At 54.3% G+C, this 23,260-nt stretch carries 19 protein-coding genes and 3 tRNA genes; 14 read left to right on the forward strand and 8 right to left on the reverse strand.

Annotated elements, in window-relative coordinates; genetic code table 11:
- Positions 1–318: 318 nt before the first annotated feature.
- Together ppnN and xni are read left to right on the forward strand one after the other, a co-directional pair.
- Positions 319–1,683 (forward strand): nucleotide 5'-monophosphate nucleosidase PpnN, encoded by a 1,365-nt coding sequence (gene ppnN, locus MYB54_RS16785; RefSeq protein WP_010284789.1) that lies wholly within the window; start codon positions 319–321, stop codon positions 1,681–1,683.
- A 71-nt stretch (positions 1,684–1,754) separates the two neighbouring features.
- The gene (gene xni / locus MYB54_RS16790) at positions 1,755–2,537 is read left to right on the forward strand and encodes a flap endonuclease Xni (RefSeq protein ID WP_039525111.1); all 783 of its coding nucleotides are present in this window, start codon (positions 1,755–1,757) and stop codon (positions 2,535–2,537) included.
- Between the two features lie 54 nt (positions 2,538–2,591).
- On the opposite strand, the gene rlmM is transcribed toward xni, so the two are convergent.
- The 4 genes from rlmM to MYB54_RS16810 form a co-directional block, all read right to left on the reverse strand.
- Positions 2,592–3,692, reverse strand: a complete 1,101-nt coding sequence (gene rlmM, locus MYB54_RS16795; protein WP_010284783.1) for a 23S rRNA (cytidine(2498)-2'-O)-methyltransferase RlmM — start codon at positions 3,690–3,692, stop codon at positions 2,592–2,594.
- On the reverse strand, positions 3,685–4,080 hold the full coding sequence (locus MYB54_RS16800; RefSeq protein ID WP_039276086.1) for a DUF423 domain-containing protein: 396 nt from the start codon (positions 4,078–4,080) through the stop codon (positions 3,685–3,687). The genes rlmM and MYB54_RS16800 overlap by 8 nt, the downstream gene beginning before the upstream one ends.
- A 140-nt stretch (positions 4,081–4,220) precedes the next feature.
- The gene (locus tag MYB54_RS16805; RefSeq protein ID WP_010296350.1) at positions 4,221–5,144 is read right to left on the reverse strand and encodes a transcriptional regulator GcvA; all 924 of its coding nucleotides are present in this window, start codon (positions 5,142–5,144) and stop codon (positions 4,221–4,223) included.
- Positions 5,145–5,681: 537 nt separating this feature from the next.
- Positions 5,682–5,903: a YgdI/YgdR family lipoprotein gene (locus MYB54_RS16810; RefSeq protein ID WP_005975888.1), complete on the reverse strand. Its 222-nt coding sequence runs from the start codon at positions 5,901–5,903 to the stop codon at positions 5,682–5,684.
- Between the two features lie 183 nt (positions 5,904–6,086).
- Here MYB54_RS16810 and csdA point away from each other — a divergent pair, with 183 nt between their 5' ends.
- Positions 6,087–7,292, forward strand: coding sequence for a cysteine desulfurase CsdA (csdA, locus tag MYB54_RS16815; protein ID WP_248721079.1), 1,206 nt, complete (start codon positions 6,087–6,089; stop codon positions 7,290–7,292).
- Between the two features lie 3 nt (positions 7,293–7,295).
- Positions 7,296–7,751, forward strand: a complete 456-nt coding sequence (gene csdE / locus MYB54_RS16820) for a cysteine desulfurase sulfur acceptor subunit CsdE (RefSeq protein ID WP_248721080.1) — start codon at positions 7,296–7,298, stop codon at positions 7,749–7,751.
- Positions 7,752–7,766: 15 nt separating this feature from the next.
- Here the strand turns inward: csdE and tcdA are convergent, their stop codons facing one another.
- Together tcdA and MYB54_RS16830 are read right to left on the reverse strand one after the other, a co-directional pair.
- Positions 7,767–8,585, reverse strand: coding sequence for a tRNA cyclic N6-threonylcarbamoyladenosine(37) synthase TcdA (tcdA, locus tag MYB54_RS16825; protein ID WP_010284764.1), 819 nt, complete (start codon positions 8,583–8,585; stop codon positions 7,767–7,769).
- Between the two features lie 68 nt (positions 8,586–8,653).
- Positions 8,654–10,912 (reverse strand): molybdopterin-dependent oxidoreductase, encoded by a 2,259-nt coding sequence (locus MYB54_RS16830; protein WP_248721081.1) that lies wholly within the window; start codon positions 10,910–10,912, stop codon positions 8,654–8,656.
- 409 nt (positions 10,913–11,321) lie between these two features.
- On the opposite strand from MYB54_RS16830, the gene MYB54_RS16835 reads away from it, so the two are divergent.
- From MYB54_RS16835 to MYB54_RS16865, 7 genes are all read left to right on the forward strand, one after another.
- A complete protein-coding gene (locus MYB54_RS16835) occupies positions 11,322–12,908 on the forward strand; it encodes an ABC transporter substrate-binding protein (RefSeq protein WP_248721082.1) in 1,587 nt (528 codons plus the stop codon).
- Between the two features lie 53 nt (positions 12,909–12,961).
- Entirely contained in the window at positions 12,962–13,948 is a 987-nt protein-coding gene (locus MYB54_RS16840) for an ABC transporter permease (RefSeq protein WP_014914428.1), read from the forward strand.
- A 1-nt stretch (position 13,949) separates the two neighbouring features.
- Complete coding sequence (locus MYB54_RS16845) at positions 13,950–14,885, forward strand: ABC transporter permease (RefSeq protein WP_248721083.1); 936 nt, start codon at positions 13,950–13,952, stop codon at positions 14,883–14,885.
- Positions 14,882–16,603, forward strand: coding sequence for an ABC transporter ATP-binding protein (locus MYB54_RS16850; RefSeq protein WP_248721084.1), 1,722 nt, complete (start codon positions 14,882–14,884; stop codon positions 16,601–16,603). Before MYB54_RS16845 ends, MYB54_RS16850 begins: the two co-directional genes overlap by 4 nt.
- A 49-nt stretch (positions 16,604–16,652) precedes the next feature.
- Entirely contained in the window at positions 16,653–17,855 is a 1,203-nt protein-coding gene (locus MYB54_RS16855; RefSeq protein WP_248721980.1) for a M20 aminoacylase family protein, read from the forward strand.
- 122 nt (positions 17,856–17,977) lie between these two features.
- Positions 17,978–18,679, forward strand: a complete 702-nt coding sequence (locus MYB54_RS16860; RefSeq protein WP_039520853.1) for a TetR/AcrR family transcriptional regulator — start codon at positions 17,978–17,980, stop codon at positions 18,677–18,679.
- A 43-nt stretch (positions 18,680–18,722) separates the two neighbouring features.
- The gene (locus tag MYB54_RS16865) at positions 18,723–19,640 is read left to right on the forward strand and encodes a 4-hydroxy-tetrahydrodipicolinate synthase family protein (RefSeq protein WP_040034983.1); all 918 of its coding nucleotides are present in this window, start codon (positions 18,723–18,725) and stop codon (positions 19,638–19,640) included.
- A gap of 87 nt (positions 19,641–19,727) precedes the next feature.
- Here MYB54_RS16865 and mltA read toward each other — a convergent pair whose 3' ends face one another.
- Positions 19,728–20,858, reverse strand: coding sequence for a murein transglycosylase A (mltA, locus tag MYB54_RS16870; RefSeq protein ID WP_039502769.1), 1,131 nt, complete (start codon positions 20,856–20,858; stop codon positions 19,728–19,730).
- Between the two features lie 271 nt (positions 20,859–21,129).
- On the opposite strand from mltA, the gene MYB54_RS16875 reads away from it, so the two are divergent.
- From MYB54_RS16875 to MYB54_RS16885, 3 genes are all read left to right on the forward strand, one after another.
- Positions 21,130–21,206, forward strand: a tRNA-Met gene (locus MYB54_RS16875).
- Positions 21,207–21,263: 57 nt separating this feature from the next.
- Positions 21,264–21,340: transfer RNA gene (locus MYB54_RS16880), tRNA-Met, on the forward strand.
- A gap of 56 nt (positions 21,341–21,396) precedes the next feature.
- Positions 21,397–21,473, forward strand: a tRNA-Met gene (locus MYB54_RS16885).
- Positions 21,474–21,635: 162 nt separating this feature from the next.
- Here the strand turns inward: MYB54_RS16885 and amiC are convergent.
- Positions 21,636–22,880, reverse strand: coding sequence for an N-acetylmuramoyl-L-alanine amidase AmiC (amiC, locus tag MYB54_RS16890; RefSeq protein ID WP_248721085.1), 1,245 nt, complete (start codon positions 22,878–22,880; stop codon positions 21,636–21,638).
- Positions 22,881–23,260: the final 380 nt, after the last annotated feature.

Consider the following 23,260-nt stretch of genomic DNA (forward strand, 5'->3'; position numbering starts at 1 on the left):
CGCAGCCAACGCACATGCAACTTGAAGTATGACGGGTATATGCGTAGCGTCACGCAAGTTAGGCAGCAGACTGCCGCCAACATTGGAAAAAATGATGGCAGCGCGTTAAGGTGGTGTGCCAGACAACAAAAGATCCATAACGTCTGAACGGTGCTCAAGTAGGTTTCATTTAGGCTCGCGGTATTTAACGCATGCGCGTAGCGCCTTAAATGAATGACATTCGTGCCGTGCTGCTGAAACGTCGAGCGTGTAACAACGGAACGTGCTCTCGGCAGCCAGCATGGCATCGCGAATTATATTGCGTTTCAAGGAGCAAAATTGATTACACATATCAGCCCATTGGGATCGATGGATTTGTTATCGCAGTTGGAAGTGGACATGCTGAAAAGCACAGCCAGCAGCGATCTCTACCGTTTGTTTCGCAACTGTTCCCTCGCCGTACTGAATTCCGGTAGCCAGACAGATAACAGTAAAGAGCTGCTGTCTCGTTATGAAGATTTTGATATCAACGTGCTGCGCCGCGAGCGCGGCGTCAAACTGGAATTGGTGAACCCGCCGGAAGACGCCTTCGTTGACGGCAACATCATTCGAGCCTTGCAGGCTAACCTGTTCGCCGTATTGCGCGACATTCTGTTCGTCAATGGCCAAATCGCCAGCGCAGGTCGCTATCAGAACCTGAATCTGGAAAATTCCGCCCATATCACCAATCTGGTGTTCTCTATCCTGCGTAATGCCAGAGCGCTCCACGTCGGGGAAGAACCGAACATGGTGGTTTGCTGGGGCGGCCACTCGATTAATGAAATCGAATACCAGTATGGCCGTAAGGTAGGCAGTCAGCTCGGCCTGCGTGAACTGAATATCTGCACGGGCTGCGGTCCGGGTGCGATGGAAGCACCAATGAAAGGTGCCGCTGTCGGTCACGCGCAGCAGCGCTATAAAGAAGGACGGTTCATCGGCATGACTGAACCGTCCATCATTGCCGCTGAACCACCGAATCCGCTGGTCAATGAACTGATTATCATGCCGGATATCGAAAAGCGTCTGGAAGCGTTTGTCCGTATCGGACACGGCATCATTATTTTCCCCGGCGGGGTTGGAACGGCGGAAGAGTTCCTCTATCTGCTGGGCATTATGATGAACCCGGAAAACAGCGAGCAGGTGCTGCCGATTATCCTGACCGGGCCGGAGGAAAGTGCAGACTATTTCCGCGTACTGGACGAATTCATTGTTAGCACGCTGGGCCGTCAGGCGCGTCGTTACTACTCGATCATCATTAATGATGCCGCAGAAGTCGCCCGTCAGATGAAGAAAGCGATGCCGCAGGTGAAAGAAAGTCGCCGCCACACGGGCGATGCCTACAGCTTTAACTGGTCACTGCGCATCGCACCCGATCTGCAACTGCCTTTTGAGCCGACACATGAAAATATGGCCGACCTCAACCTGCATCCTAATCAGCCCGCTGAAGAGTTGGCTGCCGCGCTGCGTCGGGCGTTCTCCGGCATTGTGGCTGGTAATGTGAAGGAAGTCGGTATTCAGGCGATTGAGCAACGTGGGCCGTACAAAATTCACGGTGACCCGCAGATGATGAAAAGCATGGATACGCTGCTACAGGGCTTTGTCGCACAACAGCGCATGAAGCTGCCCGGCAGCGCCTATATCCCCTGCTACGAAATCTGCTCCTAACGGTTTACCGCTCGGTCGTACCTCTGTGGGGAAGCCTGGCTTCCCCCTCTTATCACATCAGGAATTACGCGATGCCCGTCCATTTGCTGATTGTCGACGCGCTCAATCTGATACGTCGCATTCATGCGGTACAAGGTTCTCCCTGTATCACAGCATGCCAACATGCGCTGCATCAACTCATACAAAACAGTCAGCCTACGCATGCTGTCGCCGTCTTTGATGATGAAGATCGCGATACCAGCTGGCGTCACCAGCTCCTACCGGACTACAAAGCAGGACGCACGCCAATGCCGGAGAATCTGAAGCAGGAACTCCCGCAGATTAAAGCGGCATTTGCCGCCGTCGGCGTAGCAAGCTGGCATAGTCCCGGCAATGAAGCTGACGATCTGGCCGCTACGCTGGCCGCCAAGCTGTCATCCGCAGGTCATCAGGCAACGATCGTGTCGACTGACAAAGGGTATTGCCAGCTACTGGCACCACACATTCAGATCAGGGATTACTTTCAGAAACGCTGGCTGGATCTGCCGTTTATCGAACAGGAATTTGGTGTGTCACCGCAGCAGCTTACGGACTACTGGGGGCTGGCAGGCATTAGCAGCAGTAAGATTCCGGGCGTCGCAGGAATCGGTCCTAAAAGTGCCACACAGCTTTTGCAACAGGCAGGGAGTCTGGAGGCGTTGTATCAGCAGTTGGAAACCGTACCAGAGAAGTGGCGTAAGAAGCTGGAGCAGCATAAAGAAATGGCACTGATCAGCCGTCAGGTTGCGACGCTGCGTACCGATTTAACGCTTAATGGCAATCTTCAACAGTTGAGGCTGCCGGTGCAGAATAGCGCTCAGCCGCATTCTCACTAGCAGATAAATACGGATGCGTACCTGAGTGACTCCCAGATACGCACCAGATCGAGACTATCGCTCGTCGCGACGGCCGGGCACTGCGCTCCAGAAACGACGAACATGCACGGTGATTTCTTCACGGTCATGATACAAATGCTTGGCATGCACTTCAGCATTAACGCCATTTTCGCTTAGGCGTTCGCGCAGCACGGCAAGATTCTGCGATACCTCTTCATAGCGCTTCTTCATCGGCAACTTCAGGTTGAATATCGCTTCACGACACCAGCCTTTGATCAGCCAATCACTCATCAGGCTGGTGACTTTCGCCGGTTTCTCCACCATATCGCACACCAGCCAATACACGTTATTACGCGGTACCTCGAAGCGGAAACCATCCGCCTGATGGTGCATCACCTGTCCGGTGTCCATCAGGCTCGGTGCCATTGGGCCGTTGTCTACCGCATAAACCATCATGCTGCGTTTAACCAGTTGGTAAGTCCAGCCGCCGGGGCAGGCACCTAAATCCACCGCGTACATACCGCTGCCCAGACGCTCATCCCACTCGTCTGCAGGAATAAAGACGTGAAACGCTTCTTCCAGCTTCAGTGTCGAGCGGCTTGGTGCATCAGAAGGGAACTTGAGGCGTGGGATCCCCATATAAAACGGTGAATTGTTATTGCTATAAGAGTAACCGGCATAGCAGCAGCCGGGCGCAATGAACAGCACATGGAGCACCGGGCGATCCGCTTTTTCATAACCCAGCAGAATTTTGTGTTCGCGCAATGCCGCGCGCAGCGGCACGGTGAATTTGCGGCAGAACTTCATCAGCTCTTTGCTTTCATTGGTGTCGGGAACTTCAACGCGCAGCTCTCCCGCGCGTTCAATGGCTCCAGTCAGCATACCAACGATGGGCGTGATGCGGTCTTCTGGCGGCAGGTCGCGTAGCAGTTCACCGCTCACGAACATCTGGCGAGCAAAAATCAGCTCATGAAACGGCAGCGTTTTGACCAGACGTTCGGCATCTTCATGCTGATAGCATTCAAACACGACGTAGCCACTGTTCTCTTTTACCCGTGCGAAGCCGAACGCATTATGCTGCGTGGCTTTTTCCGTTATTTCTGCCGCACACTCTTTCTCAAACCCAGGACGGCAATACAAAATGACTTTATTCATGGCGTTCAGCCTTTCTCTTCAGACGCAGTGCGCCAATCAATAATAATATCCACCCCACCAGAAAACAGGCTCCGCCAATCGGCGTCACATAAACCCACAGTTTCAGGTGAGAAAGCGCCAGACAGTACAAACTTCCGCTGAAGAGTACCGTTCCCAACGCCAGAAAAACGCTGCTCCAGTAAAACCACAGATTGGTTCGCTGTTGCATCGCAACCGCTAGCGCCAAAATCGCCAGCGTGTGAAATGCCTGATATTCAAGGCCGGTTTTCAACCAACCCAGCTCCGTTACACCCAGCGTTTTGCTGAGAACGTGAGAGCCAAACGCGCCCAGCGCGACAAAAGTGAAGCCACTGATAGCAGCAAACACCAGCATGAAACGACTATTCATCGTTATTACCTATACGTTATTACCTATAAACGAGGTTGCTGACAAAGACCGCCATTCTCATTCTGCAAATAGATCTGTCATCAGTCTGAAACGTAGTTATCTACGTGAGTTATTCGGTTAATCAGCCAGCTGACACGGCTTCAGCGCGTGCCGTTGTCATAGCGGAAGCGAAATTTTTCCTGTTCACTGGCTGCCCGCGCCAGAATCCAATGGCGAAAGGCGGCTATTTTACCCAGTTCTGCCTGACTGTCATGACATACCAGATAAAAAGCATTCCGGCTGACCAACACATCGTTAAACGGACACACCAGTCGCCCCGCTTCGATTTCCGTCTGCGCCATCACATTATTTGCCAGCGCGACGCCCTGCCCGTGGATGGCCGCCTGCAACACCATCGCGCTGTGGCTGAAAATCGGCCCTTGCTGCACGTTAATCTGCACGCCAAGCTGGCGCGTATAGGACAGCCAGTCACGACGCGACGCATCGTGCAGCAGCGTATGTGCAACCAGATCGTCCGGCGTTTTTAACGGATGATTCCCCGTCAGCAGCACCGGCGAGCAAACTGGCAACAGATATTCGGCGTACAGCTTTTCTACCCGCAGCCCCGGCCAGTTTCCCCGACCGTAGAAAATCGCGACATCCACGTCATCCGCCAGCCGATCTTCATCGCGATCCACCGCCTGAATACGCACATCAATCCCTGGGTAGTCGGAGTTAAAACTCGAAAGACGCGGCACCAGCCAATGAATGGCAAAGCTAGGCAGCAGGCTGACCGTTAATGCGCCTTTGGCGCTGCGGGATTGCAGCTTACGGGTTGCCTCATTCAAAGAGGAGAAGATCTCTTTGATATCAAGATAGTAACTTTGTCCTTCCTCCGTCAGTAGCAGGGAGCGATTACGACGGCGGAATAATTTAAGCCCCAGGAAATCTTCCAGTGACTTAATCTGGTGGCTGACGGCAGCCTGCGTAACAAACAGTTCTTCTGCCGCTTTGGTAAAACTTAAATGGCGAGCCGCCGCATCAAAAACGCGCAATGCGTTGAGCGGAGGGAGACGTTTTGACATGAATGAAATCTTTTGGTTTACGCTAAATCAGCGATTTATCAGGCACATTCGTACCCAATAACGCTTAAGGTGCAGAAAGGCGACAATCGGAAATCGCCCCAGCCGATCCGCTGTCTACACGATCAAAATAATCGACAGCGACCAACCTCTCCACAACGAAAAGATGACGGGTACATATATTAGTTTTTGTAATCCGAGACATTATAATTTGTCCGTTGAGGATGTACCAGCAAATACCTATATTAGCGCAACTTCCTGGGCCGGAACGAAAAGTGCGGAGGGGTGACCTGAGGTGCTTTTGGCTTGTGGTTGTGATGTTGTGTTTGCTATTTGTTTGTCTGCCTTTTGCAGATGTGGTAGCGAGTCTACCCTATTCACTTCCTGTACATTTACCCTGTCTGTCCAAAGTGATTTTTTGTGTAGCACCGCAAATTGCGGTGCTTTTTTTTGCTTACGATTCACGCCTGAATGCCATGGCACGCTGATCTAGCATCTGGCACAGCTTAACAGGCAACGTGTGATGATGGGCAAACGGCACTATTTCCCTTTCGCCATTTCTTTCACATTATCACGGTTAATTTGCTGCTGCTGACCGTAGGCATCGGTATAGCTGATCATACCCGTCTCATCATCAACCTTCGGTTTCCCCTCTGCGACGATGGTACGACCGTCATTGGTATGCATGACGTAATTACTGGAACAGGCTGCCAGAGAAAACGCCATCACGATAGCGGCAAAAATAGAAATTTTATTCTTCATAGTTAACCCTCAATGAATTTAAATGTTTTCTAGTTAACCTTATTCATCAGGAAATCCTGAAAATTAACACTTTAAAGCGTAGCAATAGTTGCTTTTTTTTCCATAAAATCGCATTAGGCATAGTCCTAAACTTGTCTCTCTCGACAAAATGGGACAGGATCTGCCCTCCAAAAGAGGATGCTCATGACACCGTTTAACCCCGCCACCTTTCGCCAACAGTTCCCCGCTCTCCAGCATTCAACTGTCTATCTTGATAGCGCCGCGACCGCACTGAAGCCGCAGCCCGTCATTAATGCTGTGCAGGCGTTCTATGGCAGCGAGAGTGGTACGGTGCATCGCAGCCAGCATCGCGGCGCGCAGGCGTTAACGCAGCGTTTTGAAGGCGCTCGTGAGCAAGTTGCCGCGTTGCTCCACGCAGACGATCCGCGTTCCATTGTCTGGACCAGAGGCACGACGGAAGCGATCAATCTGGTCGCGCAGAGCTATGCGCGCCCTCGCCTTCAACCCGGCGACGAGATCGTCGTGAGCGAAACGGAACATCACGCTAACCTCATTCCGTGGCTGATGGTGGCGCAGCAAACGGGCGCGAATATCGTGAAGTTACCGATAGGCGCGGACTTGTTACCGGATATCGAACAGCTCGCCACGCTGATCACGCCAAAAACCCGCCTGCTGGCGCTGGGACAGATGTCAAACGTGACAGGCGGCCAGCCCGATCTGGCGCGTGCGATTGCGCTGGCTCACCGCTATGGTGCGGTGGTGATAGTTGACGGCGCACAGGGCATCGTTCATTGCCCACCCGATGTGCAGGCGCTGGATATCGATTTCTACGCATTTTCCGGACACAAGCTTTATGCCCCAACCGGGATTGGCGTGCTGTACGGCAAAACCGCCTTGCTGGAAAGCATGATGCCGTGGCAAGGCGGCGGGAAGATGATGACGCAGGTGTCCTTTGACAGTTTCAAACCGCAGGCGATTCCACAGCGCTTTGAAGCGGGAACGCCGCACATTGCCGGCGTGCTTGGCCTGTCTGCGGCACTCGACTGGCTGACTACGCTGGATTGGCACGCCGCAGAGCAGCATAGCCAGCAGTTAGCGCAGCTTGCCGAAACGTATTTAGCGCAGTTCCCCGGCTTTCGCAGCTTCCGTAGCCCGCATTCCAGCGTGCTGTCCTTTGATATTGCCGATGTGCACCACAGCGATCTGGTTACGCTGCTAGCCGAAAGCGGCATCGCACTGCGCGCCGGACATCACTGTGCGCAGCCGCTGATGGACGCACTCGGTGTCAGCGGCACGCTCCGCGCTTCGTTTGCCCCGTATAACAACCAACAAGATGTTGCTGCGCTGATCGCCGCAGTGGGCAACGCCCTTGAATTACTGATCGACTAAACCATGACCCAGACAACTGACACCACGCATCCTTTTGGCCACCACACCACTGTCGCCGACCTGCTGGCCCGCTTCGATGCCTGCCGCGCATGGGAAGATCGCTATCGGCAGCTCATTTTGCTGGCAAAGGCGTTACCAACGTTGCCAGACGAGCTGAAAACCGAGGAGATTTCATTATCCGGCTGTGAAAATCGCGTCTGGCTAGGTCATCAACGTCAGGAAGACGGCAGGCTGCATTTTTACGGCGACAGCGACGGGCGCATTGTGCGGGGATTACTGGCGGTCTTGTTAACCGCCGTAGAGGGAGAAACGCCAGAAGCGCTATTGCAGCACGATCCGCTGGCGCTGTTCGATAAGCTAGGGCTTCGCGCGCAGCTCAGCGCTTCGCGTTCAAGCGGACTGGCGGCGCTGGCCGCCAGAATCAAGGAGATTGCTGAACAAGAGGCTGCGGACAAATAGCGGTATTCGCGCTATTTATTTCTGCGGCGCAGACGCCCTTTCCCTTTTCGCTATCATCTTCTTCAGCGCATGAGATACCGCAACAAATCCAAAGGTTGCGGTGACCATCGTCGCAGCGCCAAAGCCTGACGCACAATCCATACGCATCACCCCATCAGCCGTACTGCGCGACGCACAGACGGAACCGTCAGGCTGCGGATACACCAGCGGTTCGCTGGAAAACACGCAGTCGATGCCCAGCTTTCCTTTGCTGTTCTTCACCACGTTAAAATCGTGCTTTAACCGCTCACGCAGCTTGGCGGCTAGCGGATCCTGAATCGTTTTCGCCAGATCGACGACTTCAATGCGGGTCGGATCGATCTGCCCGCCCGCACCGCCGGTTGTCACCACCGGGATCTTATAGCGCCGGCAGTAGGAGAGCAGCGCTGCCTTCGGACGCACGCTGTCGATAGCGTCAATCACATAGCTGAAGTTCTGGTCGAGCAGCTCGGCCACATTTTCTGCGCTAATGAAATCATCCACGCAGGTGACGCGGCATTCCGGGTTGATCGCCAGAATACGTTCGGCCATCACCTCCGTCTTCGACTGTCCGGTGTGCTGACGCAGCGCGTGAATCTGCCGGTTGGTGTTACTGACACACACATCATCCATATCGATCAGCGTGATCGCGCCGATGCCGGTACGTGCCAGCGCCTCAGCCGCCCAAGAGCCGACGCCACCAATACCAATCACGCAAACGTGAGCCTGAGAAAACAGCGCCAGCGCCTGTTGCCCATACAACCGCGCGGTGCCGCCGAAGCGTTGCAAATAGGCTTCGGATAATTGCGTACTCATTCAACCAACCTTACGAAAACAAAATCACAGGAAAATAAAACCGCGAGAAAAAGCGGCTCAGAATAGCGCTAAACCCGCACGACATCCACCAGACAGCTCATGGCGTTCGGTCCCTGCGTCAGCGGCGACGTGCCGATATCCAGCGTCAGTACATTCGCATTTCCTGATTGTTCAACCGGATGCCACGTTTTCTGGCCGAAGCCGGGCTCAAACCAGGCACCGGTGGACATAATCACCACGCCCGGTGTGACGCCGTCGGTAATTTGTACGCCCGCCAGAATACGGCCACGCGCGTTTCTGACTTCCACCTGCGAGCGATCGACGATATCCCTCGCAGCGGCGTCCTGCGGGTGCATGTAAAGCGTCTCTTTTCCTGCGGTCTTATTCGCGGCAACCTGCGGTGTAGCGGCCAGTTGGCTGTGCAAACGGTCGGACGGCTGAATGGAAATAAAGTGCAGCGGCCACTCTTCCGTGCTTTTGGCACCCAGCCATTCAACGGGAGGCTGCCATTCAGGATGCGGCGCAAAATCCGCATAGCCATAGCTGGCGATGGCTGAGCTAAACAGTTCAATTTTACCGCTTGGCGTACTGAGCGCATGCTGCTGCGGATCGCGGCGGAAATCCTCAAAGAACACAAACGGCTTTTCATCCATCGGGATTTCCACATGTCCCTGCTGCCAGAAATCCTCAAATGACGGCCAGCGGTCAGCGGCATCTCGCTGCCTTGAACGGCATTCCTCATAAAGGTGTTCCAGCCACTGCTGCTCGCTGCGATTTTGCGTGAACGCCTCGCCATAACCCAGACGCTCTGCCAATTCGCTGAAAATATCCACGTCATTACGCGCCTGATGCTGCGGCGCAATCGCCTGATGCATGGCAAAGATAAAGCGATCGCGAGACGACCCACCGATATCATTACGCTCTAGTGTCGTGGTGACGGGCAGCACGATATCCGCCATCTGCGCCGCTGGCGTCCAGACGATATCCTGCACAATCACCGTATCCGGCTTGCGCCAGCCGTCCACCAAACGGTTCAACTGCTGGTGATGATGGAACGGGTTACCGCCCGCCCAGTGAATCAGATGAATATCGGGATAAGTGTGGGTTTCGCCCTGAAAGGTATAAGGCGTTCCCGGATGCAGTAGCATATCGGCGATACGCGCCACGGGAATCGCCTTCCCCGCGTTCGGGGTTGATGGAGACGCTGGCGCAGGCGTTGAAATACGCTCGTTGCCGACGCTGTTCATCGAACCGTGGCCGAAGGAGAATCCGCCGCCCGGTAACCCCACCTGGCCCAGCATGGAAGACAGCGCAATCATCATCCAGTAAGGCTGTTCGCCACGATGGGCGCGCTGCACGGAGTAAGAACAGGTAATGAAACTGCGTACGCCGATCAACTGCTGCGCCAGACGTCGGATGCGCTCGGCGGGAATGCCTGTGATGTCGCTGGCCCATTCGGGGGTTTTCACCACGCCGTCGCCGCGACCGTGCAAATAGTCACTCAGTTGTTCATAACCGACGCAGTAGCGTTGCAGGAAATCCTTATCGTCAGCGCCCAAACGCTGAATCTCATAGCCCAGTGCCAGCATCAAGGCGACATCGGTATTCGGGCGAATTGGAATCCACTCGGCATTCACAAATTCAGGGCAGTCATCGCGCATCGGGCTGATGTTGATGACCGGAATTCCTTTCGCCACCAGCGCTTCCAGCGCGGGCTTAAGCGTGTGGTGCCCGGCCCCGCCGGATGCCACCTGTGCGTTTTTCAGCGCCAGACCGCCAAACGCGAGGAAAATATCACAATGTTCGGCAACGCTGCGCCATTCGGTGACCTTGCCCGTCAGCGGATGAAAGGTGCCAATCACGTACGGCAGGAAGAACTGCGCCGCCCCCCAGCTGTAATTGCCCTGCTGATCGACCGCGCCGCCGCCGGAGAAATAGAAGCGTCGAACCTGAGAACGCGCGTGGTGATAGCGCCCGGCAGACGACCAGCCGTAAGAACCGGCAAAAAGGCCGTCCGCACCGTAGCGATCGCGGATACGGCGATTTTCCTGCGCGACCAGATCGAGCGCGACGTCCCAATCTACTTCAACAAAGTCTTCCCGGCCACGCAGCGTTCTGTCGTTGTTTTCGCGTTTCTGAAGCCAGGAGCGACGCACCGAAGGCCGACGGATACGTCGGTCGGAATACACCAGCGGCACGATGGAATCTAGCATGGCGGACGGTGCCGGATCGTCGGCAAATGGCTCGCAGCGAATCAGTTTGCCGTCTTCAACCACAGCGGTAAACGCGCCCCAGTGCGCAAGATGTGGATAACGTTTAATCGCCATGACAACCTCAGGATAAGTAATTAGCAGGCTGGATAATAACTCGAATTATCTGTGTCCCCAACAGCAAGAAGCGTGAATAGCTTATGCGTAATGTGACATTACTTATCCATATTTAAACGTTCGTTTAAAACACACGTTGGGCTAGGGTTTAACCAGAAAATAAAGAAGTGGTTCAGGCAGTTTTATTATTTTTTCGTTATTCAAACCAGGAACGCAGCATGAAACCCATTACGCCACACAGCAACGGTAATGACGCTATTTTACTGCCCCGATGTTGACTTAATTCAGCCTGATTTCTCTTCCTCCTGAAGAGAACGGTTTTTTCACCCAAAACACATCATTCAAAACACGCCATTAAAAAAATAAAGGCGGAGCGCACAACGCTGCCCTCTGCATACGGATGGGAAATATGAAAAAAAATCTATTCTTGTCAGCGTTGATTCTGACGTCTTCGCTCTTCGGCCTTGCCGCACAGGCAGAAACGCAGACGCCAAAGCGCGGCGGCACGCTGAACTTTTTGGCCGAGCCTGAACCGCCCGTATTAACCAGTCTGGTCAGCACCAGCGGCGCAGTGATGAAGGTCAACGCCAAGGTGATTGAAGGTCTGTTGAATTACGATTTCGATATGAAGCCGACCCCGCAGCTGGCGACCAGTTGGTCAGTAAGCCCGGACGGCAAACAATATACGTTCCATTTGCGTAAAGGCGTGAAATGGCATGATGGGCAAGACTTCACCTCTGCGGACGTCGCGTTTTCTATTCTGACCGTCAAAAAATACAATTCACGCGGTCAGGGCACGTTTGCTAACGTCACCGAAGTGAAAACCCCGGATCCGTATACCGCGATCCTGGAACTGTCAAAACCCGCACCTTACCTGCTGAGCACGTTCTCCGCTAACGAAGCGCCTATCGTGCCGAAACACTTATACGAAGGCACAGACATTCTGTCGAATCCCCACAATACCGCACCGATTGGAACCGGCCCGTTCGTCTTCAAAGAATGGGTTCGTGGCAGCCATATCCTGTATGAACGTAACCCGAACTACTGGGACAGTCCCAAGCCTTACGTCGATAAACTGGTGGTGAAGATTATTCCCGATGCCGCCACTCGCACAATTGCGCTTGAAACCGGCGCGCTCGATCTGGGAAGCGACTCTCCCGTTCCGCTGAGTGAAATTGAACGCATCAAGAAAAACCCCAAGCTGGGCATTGAAACCGCTGGCTACGGTTACAGCCCAACGCAAACCCGCATTGAGTTCAATCTGGATAACCCTTACCTGAAGAATCTGAAGGTTCGCCAGGCCATTGCGCACAGCATCAATATTGATGTGTTGAAAAATGTGGTGTGGTACGGCTATGCGGTCAGTTCACCGACGCCGATTACGCCAGAGCTGGCGCAGTTCCATGATGCCACGCCGTCACCTTATGGCTTCGATATTGCCAAAGCGAACAAACTGCTGGACGAAGCCGGCTTCCCACGTCAGGCAAACGGTATCCGCTTCAAGCTGGTACATGATTTCATGCCCTATGGCGATAGCTTCAAACGCGTGGCGGAATACCTCAAATCCGCACTGGCCAAAGTGGGGATTGACGTCACCATTCGCTCACAGGATTTCGCCACCTTCGTTAAGCGCGTTTATACCGACCGCGACTTTGACTTCAACAATGGTTCCATCTCGAACCTGTTCGATCCTGCCGTGGGCGTACAGCGTCTGTACTGGTCAAAAACCTATCAACCGGGCGTACCTTTCGGCAACGGCTCACATTACAGCAATCCAGAAGTAGATCGTTTGCTTGAGCAGGCCTCGGTAGAAACCGATCCTGAAAAACGCGTGGAGCTGTACAAGCAGTTCCAGCGCATCATCGCCACGGATATTCCCGATTTAAACCTGCTCCAAATTAAGCGCCAGACGATTTACAACAAGCGCGTACATAACGTCGTCACCGATATTCAGGGCGTCAACGGCAGTCTGGCCGACGTGTGGCTGGATCAGTAATCGTAATACGACATTCCCCTGCGCGGGCAGGGGAACTCTCATGAAGGTATGTGATGAATAAAGTAGAACGAATCGGGCGCGTACTATGGCGTACCCTGCTTCACGCGCTGCCAACGGCGATTGGCATTATCATTCTGGTGTTTTTCCTGTTGCAGCTGGTACCGGGAGACGCCGTGGATGTGCTGGCTGGCGAGGCAGGCAATGCAACCGAAGCGACGATGGCACACCTGCGCGCTCAGTTCGGTCTCGATCAACCCATACTGCAACAGCTTTCGGTTTATTTGGGCAATTTGGCGCAGTTCAGCCTCGGCTTTTCGCCTCGCTACAACGCGCCGGTAATGGATCTGATCCTGTCACGGCTACCGGGCACACTGTTCCTGATGCTGCTGTCACAGGTTTTCGCCATCATCATCGGCATAACGCTGGGAACGATCATGGCGGTGTGGGCGGGTAAATGGCCCGACCGCCTGCTCTCGCTGATCGCACTTCTGCTCTACTCCACGCCGGGATTCTGGATCGGCCTGATGACGCTGATTCTGTTTTCCGTACATCTTGATTGGCTACCAAGCGGCGGCAATATCACCATCGGCGCGAACCTCACTGGCTGGGCATATTTCAAGGATATGTTGCAGCATGCCATCCTTCCGGTTGTGGCACTGAGCAGCTTTTTTATCGCCATTTACGCCCGCCTGACCCGCGCGGCCATGTTGGAAATTGCCCAGCAGGATTTCGTGCGCACCGCACATGCCAAAGGGCTGTCGCCGCTGTGGGTTACCGTCAGGCACATTCTACGCTGTGCGCTGCTGCCTATCACGACCGTTGCCGGTATGCACTTCGGCAATCTGCTGGGCGGGGCGGCTGTGGTCGAGACGGTCTTTAGCTGGCCGGGACTGGGCCGTCTGGCGCTGGAAGCGGTAATGGCACGTGACTTCAACGTCTTGTTAGGCGTCCTGCTGCTTTCCGCCTTCTTAGTCATTTTGGCTAACGTGCTGGTGGACTTACTGCAATCCTGGCTCGATCCCCGAATTAAGGCGCGCTGATATGAATCACTTTTCTCCTGAAAATCTCACACCGAAGAAAGCCGCAGCGGACGGCGTTAGCTCAGCAGCAACTCGCCCGTTAAAAATGCCTTTTCGCCTGTCACCGGAGGTGCGTGCATTTGTCCGCAACCCCGCCGGGATGGCTGGCCTGCTGTTGCTGATTACGGTATTTCTGATGGCCGCTTTCGCACCGTTGCTGTATCCCGGCGATCCGCTGGATATGGTCGCTCAGCCTTTCTTGTGGCCGGGCGAAAATCCTGATTTCCCGTTAGGAACCGATTCGATGGGCCGGGATGTCGCCGCTGGAATCGTCCACGGTTCACAGGTTTCTTTGCAGATTGGCTTCTCGGCGGTCATCGTCAGCCTGTTAATTGGCACCGTCGTCGGTGCGCTGGCGGGCTATTTTGGCGGTCGGGTTGATGACCTGCTGGTTCACATCACCGAACTGTTCCAGACCTTCCCGACCTTTTTGTTAGTCGTGGTGTTGGTCGCCATCGGTTCCCCTTCGGTGACGCTGATTTCACTGGCCATCGGTATTGCCTCCTGGCCGACGATTGCACGTCTGGTGCGGGCCGAGTTTCGCTCGCTGCGTGAAAGCGATTTTGTGTTAGCCGCACGCAGTCAGGGATTTTCCAGCCTGCGCATCATCTTTCAGGAAATGCTACCGAACGCGCTGCCGTCGATCATCGTCACCACGTCGGTCATGGTCGCCTCGGCCATTTTGATTGAATCCGCACTCTCCTTCTTGGGCTTTGGCGATCCGAACCGCGTGAGCTGGGGCAGCATGATCGGCGCGGGCCGAGAATCGCTGCGTACCGCCTGGTTTCTTACCGCCTTGCCCGGCACCGCGCTGGTCTTAACCGTGCTGTCACTGAATCTGGTGGGCGACGCATTGAACGATGCCCTGAATCCACGGTTACGGGGGAGAAGCGCATGAAGCCGCTGGTCGATATTCAAGATTTACGCGTTGATTTTCCCGGTCATCAGGCCGTTCGAGGACTCAACCTGACGATTAACGCCGGAGAAACGCTGGCGCTGGTCGGCGAATCCGGCTGCGGTAAATCCGCGACGGCGCTGTCCCTGATGCGATTGGTCGCCGAACCGGGAACAATCAGCGGGCGCATCCTGTTTGATGGACAGGATCTACTTACTCTACCAGACCGGCAGATGCGCCAGCTGCGTGGTAATGCGCTGTCGATGATTTTTCAGGAACCGATGACCTCGCTCAATCCAGTACTTTCCATCGGGCAACAGATTAGCGAAACACTGCGGTTGCATGAAACGCTGACGCCCGCACAAGCACAGACGCGCGCCATCGAGCTGTTGGATCTGGTCAAGATCCCTGAACCAGCGCGCCGGGTGGATGACTACCCACATAACCTGTCTGGCGGACAGCGTCAGCGCGTCATGATCGCTATGGCAGTGGCTTGCCGTCCGCGTCTGCTCATTGCCGATGAACCGACCACGGCGCTGGACGTCACCATTCAGGCACAGATTCTGGCGCTGCTGGATAACCTGCGGCGTGAATTCTCGATGAGCCTGCTGCTGATTACCCACGATCTTGGGCTGGTGGCGCAATGGGCCGACCGTGTAGCGGTGATGTATGCCGGGCAAAAGGTAGAAGAAGCACAGGCAGCCGACCTGTTTCAGTCATCCACACACCATTTCGCCCCCAAGCACAGCTACACGCGCGGGCTGTTAGCGACATCGCTGCACATGGATCAGGACAGGCACTACCGCACCCATCGGCTGGCGGAAATCCATCACGCGCCAATGGATGAAGGCTTTACGCTGCTGACGCCGCCCACCTTAATTCACCGAGCCACCGATACGAGCCAGCCACCGCTGCTCTCGCTGAAAAATATTCATACTCGCTATTCAACCGCGCAGGGCAAGGTGCTCGCCGTTGACGATGTGTCACTGACTATTTTGCCCGGTGAAACGCTCGGTCTGGTGGGCGAATCCGGCTGTGGTAAATCCACCCTGTCCAAAACCATTCTGCGCCTGCTACCACCTTCACACGGGCAGATCGTGTTCGATGGGCAAGACATCACCACGCTAAAAGAATCACGGCTGAAAGCACTGCGTCAGCGGGTACAGATGATTTTTCAAGACCCTTATGCGTCGCTGAATCCACGCCACAGCATTCAGCATATCCTTGAAACGCCGCTGATTGTGCACGGCCTTGGCGATCGTGCGCAGCGACAGCAGGCGATCAAAAATATCATCGATCGTGTTGGTCTGCCGCAAAGCAGCCTGAGCCGCTATCCCCATGAATTTTCCGGTGGCCAGCGCCAGCGTATCGGTATTGCCCGTGCGCTGGTGGTACGTCCTTCGCTGGTGATTTGCGACGAGCCGGTGTCCGCACTTGATGTCTCTATTCAGGCGCAGATCCTCAATCTGTTGGTTGAGTTAAAAAACGAAATGGGCCTGTCGCTGCTATTTATTTCCCACGATCTCGCGGTAGTACGCTATATCGCCGACCGGGTCATGGTGATGCAAAACGGGCGCTGCGTGGAAAGTGGCGATCACCACAGCATCTGGCATCAGCCACAGCACCCGTACACCCGCAAACTGATCGATGCCGTCCCCGGCGGCGGGCAGCGCGAAACGCCTGTATCTCCACAGCTGATGAGCAGGCAGGCGCATGGATAAGCACAGTGAACGCCAAGTGAATACATCAACCGCTATTGATCAAGCAGCGATGGAATCGGTCATTCAGGATTTTTTACCTGAGCTGATTGCGATTCGTCACCATATTCATCAGCACCCAGAAATCGGCTTTGAAGAGGTTGCTACTGCGCAACTGGTGGCGGAAAAGCTGGCGGCATGGGGGCTTGCCGTCACCACCGGCATCGGTGGAACGGGCGTGGTCGCCACCCTACGTGGCCGTTATCCCGGTGAAGACAGCATCGGCCTGCGGGCAGACATGGATGCGCTGTATATCAATGAGAAAACGGATCTGCCCTATGCCTCGGTGCATGCAGGGAAAATGCATGCCTGCGGACACGATGGGCACACCACCATGCTGCTGGGTGCCGCACGCTATTTGTCTCAGCACCCCGACTTTGCTGGCACGGTACATTTTATTTTCCAGCCCGCAGAAGAAGGATTAGGTGGCGGACTTGCCATGCTCAATGACGGCCTGCTGACCAGGTTCCCCTGCAACCGACTGTTTGGCCTGCATAACAAACCCGGTATCGAGGTGGGTCAATTCGCGATTCGCAGCGGCCCGATGCTGGCGGCCAGCGACACCTGGCAGGTCACGTTTCACGGCACGGGCGGACACGGTGGTTCAGGCGTGCACCTCTCTATCGATCCGACGCTGCCCGCCGCGCAATTTATGCTGGGCCTGCAAACCATCGTCAGCCGCAACGTCCCTGCGATGGACGCGGCGGTGCTCAGCATCGGTCATATTCAGGGCGGTGACAGCCATTCCCCAAACGTTATCCCGGATAACGTCATCCTTAAAGGAACCGGACGGAGCTATTCGCCGAGCGTTCGCCACCTGCTGGAAACGCGCCTGCGAGAGCTGGCACACAGCACCGCACAAGGTTTTGGCGCAACGGCCGACGTGCATTATGAACGGCAGTATCCCGCGCTGGTTAACGATACGCACGCCACGCAGTTAGCCGTTAACGCTGCCGCGCAGGTCGTCGGATTCGAACAGGTTAACACCGCAATGACGCCGCTGCTGGGTGCAGAAGATTTTGCCTACATGCTGGAGCAGCGCCCCGGTGCCTTCATGATGCTGGGTAACAGCGAAAAAAATGCGCCCAACGTGCATCACCTACACACCCCGCACTACGACTTTAATGATGCGCTGATCCCATTAGGGATCCGCTATTGGGCGACATTGGTTTATCAAGAATTGGGTTTACCAAGGACTGGGTTTACCAAGGAGTGAGTTATCCAGAACTGACGTTATCAGGAACCGAGTCTAGCGGGAGCGCATTTCCCCACGACCTCAATCTAACAATGCATGACGTCGGTGCATCCGACGGCGAGCGTGAGCAAAAAGGATGAATCATGGTGGCGTTATTGAAAACCAAAGATCAAAGCAAAGAAAAAGAGGCTGACATTAAGCAGCGCATCCTGCGTGAGGCCATCACGATCTTCGCCTGCAAAGGCAGTGAGCTAACGACGATTCGCGAAATAACGGAAGCCACCAACGTGAATGTGGCATCGGTGAATTATTACTTTGGTTCGAAAGAAGGGTTACTGCGTGCCGTATTGGACAACGTTCTCGGCCCGTTAAATGACGAAAGAACGCGTCTGCTGGATGAGGTGGAAAAGGCTAATCACGGTGATGAACTGCCCGTTGCCGCGCTGCTGGATGCGCTCTTGCGCCCGCTGGTTAAAACGGCTCGCACGCCCGACGGCGGACGCATTGTCGTTCGCCTGTTACAGCATCTGCGGGCTACGCCAGGTCTGGAGGTCACTGCCCTGCTTTCAGCGCAGTTCGATCACGTCGCTCACCGTTTTATCGATGCATTTTCTCGTGCGCTACCGGCGTTATCGCGCGCGGAAGTGATCTGGCGTTATGAATTTGCCCGCGGTGCCGCCATGCATGTGTTAACCGACGCCGATCCGCGTTCTGGCCGTCTGGCGCTGCTCTCCAAAGGGCTGTGTGACAACCGCGATGACGATCGCGTGCTATCGCACCTATTACGTTTTGTCGAGGCGGGTTTTACCGCCAAACCACTGACTGAGACATCCCTTCAGTCCTGATTTTTCGTTATTCGTAACACGTTTAAACCGACAGGAAACAGACATGAGCAGAGAAAAAATTGAAGGGTCATTCGTTGCCCTCATTACACCTTTCAATGACGATGGCAGCGTGGATTTCGGCGCATTTGAAGCGTTATTAAAATTCCAGGAAGACAACGGCACGGCTGCCGTTTTGATTATGGGCTCAACCGGGGAAGTGTCCATGCTGTCCCCAGATGAGAGAAAAGCGATCATCCGCCGAACCGCACAATACAGCACCAGCAAAATGAAGCTGTTCTATGGCTGTACCGGTAACAATACCGATACCACCATTGACTATGTGCGCTATGCACATGACAACGGCGCAGACGGTGCCATTATCGCCGCCCCCGCCTATATCTGTGCCAGTGAGAGTGACATCGAAAGCTACTTTCTGGAAATTGCAGATGCGACCGATTTGCCATTAGGGATTTATAACAACCCACCACGTGTAAAAACGGATCTGCACTGGACATCGCTGCTGCGTATTTTCCAACACCCAAACTACGTTATTCATAAAGAATCCACCACCCGCGTGGGCCAGGTTGCACAAGTGCTGGCAGGCAATCCCGATGTGTCGGTAATGTGCTGCGACTCGCCCAATCTGGGTCTGGTGGTGCCAACGATGTCGTTGGGGGGACATGGAACTGCCAACATGACGGGCAATATTGCACCAGCAGAACTAGCCGAAATTTCTCGTCCGTGGAAAAACGGCGAGGATGCAGAACGCTTCCGTAAGGCGTATCAGCATCTGTTGCCGCTGCTGCACTATACCTACTCGGCAATCAATCCCGTGGCGGTGAAATCATTGATGAAGGCAGTCGGGTTACCGGCAGGCAGCCTGCGCCGTCCGCTGCGGGGCTTGCAGGGCGAAGCGTTGGATTCCGGCGTTCGTATCGTGAACGAATTAGGATTGAGCAGCAAATACGGCTTTAAAAGCTGATTCTGTTCTGGCGCGTGGAGAGCAAGTATTTCATCTCAGAAGTGGTTCATCCTAACACCACTTCTGAGATTTCAGACGAAAGAACGATTACTGTGGATTGTTGACTAACAGCGATCCTGAACTGTTCGTCGGGCTGCTTTGCGCGTTCTTCAACACCCAGACCCGGCCATAGTGGTTGTAGAAACCCGCCGAGTGACCTGCATCCGGCCCAATGCCCTGATACATATCGAAGTGCTGGCCTTTAATCGCCCCGCCGACATCCAGCGCGATCATCAGGCGCATTTCATACTTGCCGGTGAATTTACCAACGTTATCCAGCAGCGGCACTTCCATTAACAGAGCCGTGCCTGCCGGAATCAGCGAACGGTCAGAGGCAACGGAGGCTTTCGCCACCAGCGGCACCGCGCTTGCGCCTTTGACGGGCGCAGACATCATTGGCTTAAAGAACACAAAGGAAGGATTCTGCTCAAACAGTTCACGCACTTCATACTCGGTGTGCTGCTCCGCCCACTTGCGGATGGCCTGCATCGACATCTCTTCACGCGGCACTTCACCACGGTCGATCAGCACTTTACCAATACTGCGGTAAGCGTGGCCGTTTTTGCCCGCATAGCCGAAGAACGTCAGCGGGCGTCCATCGCCAAAATCAATATAGGCGCTGCCTTGTACTTCCATCATGAAGTTATCGACCAGCGAATTGGTCCAGGCGAGAACCAGACGCTCATCCAGCGCACCGGCATAAATACCGGCACGATCTGGCAGTCGGCGGTTCTTTTTGCCCTTTGACGGCATGGCATATAAAGGATGGCGGAATTCGCCCTGACGGGTATGACGCGCCTGCAACACCGGCGTGTAGTAACCGGTAAACTGCACGTTACCAAAGTTATCAACGCCTTCCATCTGCCAGGCATTCAGACCAAACTTGCTCAGTTCGCGAGTATCGGCACCGGACATCATCCAGTTTTCAATCGCCTGAAAGGTCGTATTATTGCGCGAGTACAGATTAGGTGACGCCGACCGAATTTCAGAGACCTGGGTCATGAAATCCCGTGCGTTGACCGGTTTTCCTTTGGCATTAGGTTCATTCACCAATTCCAGAGGCTGGTTGAGGTGACCATCTTTATATTGCTGCCCGCGATCGGTTGGCCTGGATTGGCACCCCGCCAGAATGGCAATGACCACTGCGGTCAGCACGTATTTTCCCCACCGTCCCTTCATCTTTGCGCTCGCTTTTTACATCAAAAAATTTACCGTCGAACGATAACAAACGGCTATCGATAAAGGAATGGGACAGCATATAAATCCACGGTTCGAGCGTATGCCGTTCGGCACGCGGCGTAACAAAAGCCAGGAGTTCTGCTTATCGCCACGCAGCGGTCATAAAACAACCTATCAGGTGGTAAATCAATCACCTGACAACCCAATACCGCGCTTTTTATAGAAATAGGTTGCATCAATGCTCATGGAGAGTATAGTGCGCATCCACGGACGCGGGGTGGAGCAGCCTGGTAGCTCGTCGGGCTCATAACCCGAAGGTCGTCGGTTCAAATCCGGCCCCCGCAACCAATTGATGTGAGTCGTCCATCAAGAGATGTGAAAGCAGTAAAAATAAGTCAGTACGGACGCGGGGTGGAGCAGCCTGGTAGCTCGTCGGGCTCATAACCCGAAGGTCGTCGGTTCGAATCCGGCCCCCGCAACCAATTGATGTGAGTCGTCCATCAAGAAATGTGAAAGCAGTAAAATAAGTCATTACGGACGCGGGGTGGAGCAGCCTGGTAGCTCGTCGGGCTCATAACCCGAAGGTCGTCGGTTCGAATCCGGCCCCCGCAACCAATTAAGGTTCTTTAAATTAAGAACTGCGCGATAAAGCACCTTAATGGGTGCTTTTTTGTTTTCTACGTACTACCTATTTATACGTACCATGCCCCAGACATCATTCCTCTGAACCGCGCCAGTTAGGCGCGGTCATCGTGCGTTCTACATCGGCAACATCAACTACCGCTCAGCCTGACTGGCAAAGTAGGCTTTAATTCCTGCAAAAATGGATTCCGCAATTTGCTGCTGGAAATGGCTGGTACGTAGCTTGCGCTCTTCTTCCAGATTGCTGATAAATGCCGTCTCAACCAGAACAGAAGGAATATCCGGCGCTTTCAATACCGCAAACCCGGCCTGATCGACACTGTTTTTATGCAGACGATTCACCCTGCCCAACCGAGTCAGGATCTCTTTACCAAACTTCAGGCTGTCGCCAATCGTCACGGTCTGCACCAGATCGAACATGGTGTGATCCAGATAGCGATCGCCACTCATGCTCACGCCACCGATCAAATCCGATTCGTTCTGGGTCTCTGCCAGGAATCTGGCGGCAGTACTGGTTGCCCCTTTCTTCGAGAGGGCAAAAACCGACGATCCTCTTGCCGATCGATTAGTAAACGCATCCGCATGAATCGAAATGAACAGATCGGCACGCTGCTTACGCGCTTTCGCCACCCGTACGCGCAGCGGAATGAACACATCTTCATTACGCGTCATATAGGCTTTCATGTTGGATTCATTGTCGATCAGCTTACGCAAGCGGCGGGCAATTTGTAGCACGATATCTTTCTCGCGCGTTTTATTCTTGCCAATCGCACCGGGATCTTCACCGCCGTGACCGGGGTCGAGCATGATAATCAGCGGACGATCCCGTCCGGCTTTCCCGGCTTTCGGCGCTTCTGCTGGCAGCGTACGTTCCAGATCGCCTTTGTTGTAATCCTCCAGCAGCGCCAGCAGCGGATCGTCTTCGTTGTCGTAGCGCCCTGCCGAGGGATACAAATCCAGCACCAGTCGGTGCTTGAATTCAGCCACTGGCCCCAGCGTAAAGACTTTGGTCGTCGCCTGCTGCTTGAGCTCCAACACCAGGCGCACAGTGGTTTTATCAAACTGGCCGATGCGCGCTTCTTTAATCAGCGGGTCGCTATCTGACTTAAACTGGCTGGCGATCTCCTTCAGCACGCTGTTCAGATGAACATTTTCGATATCCACCACGATGCGTTCAGGATTACTCAGACTAAACTGTTTATATTTCAGCGGGTGATTAGATTCCAATGTGACGCGGGTGTAGGCGGAGGACGGCCAGACGCGCACGGCCACGACCTGCGTCGTCGCTGCTATTCCTACACCACTTACGCTTAACAGCCAGGTTGCTGCTGCGCTTTGTAATAGACGCCGTCGAGTCAGATGATGATTCGAATGAGACATGCCACTCCGATCTGATTGCTGTGCGCTATCCTGCATTGTTGTGTTGCGAATGCACGGGATAGGCCATTAAAAAATGAATAAAGGTAAAAATTGTCAAAAACTTTAACGAATCTGCTCCACGCTGTCATGCAAAAATCCTTTGCATGCCCGTCATACTTCAAGCCGCATGTGCGTTGGCAATACTCGGCTTATCTCTAAACCTCGCCCTGAAGGGCCGCCGCAAGCGGCGTTCAAATCGGCTAAGCCGATTTGTCCTTGCTCACCCCAGTCACTTACTTATGTAAGCTCCCGGGGACTCGCGCGGTTGCCGCCTTCACGCAACTCGAATTATTTAGGGCATGGTAGCAAGATGAAACAGAATCCTGACTTTTCTGGTTAAT

It is taken from the genome of Pectobacterium nicotianae (assembly GCF_023272715.1).
GTDB lineage: Bacteria > Pseudomonadota > Gammaproteobacteria > Enterobacterales > Enterobacteriaceae > Pectobacterium > Pectobacterium brasiliense.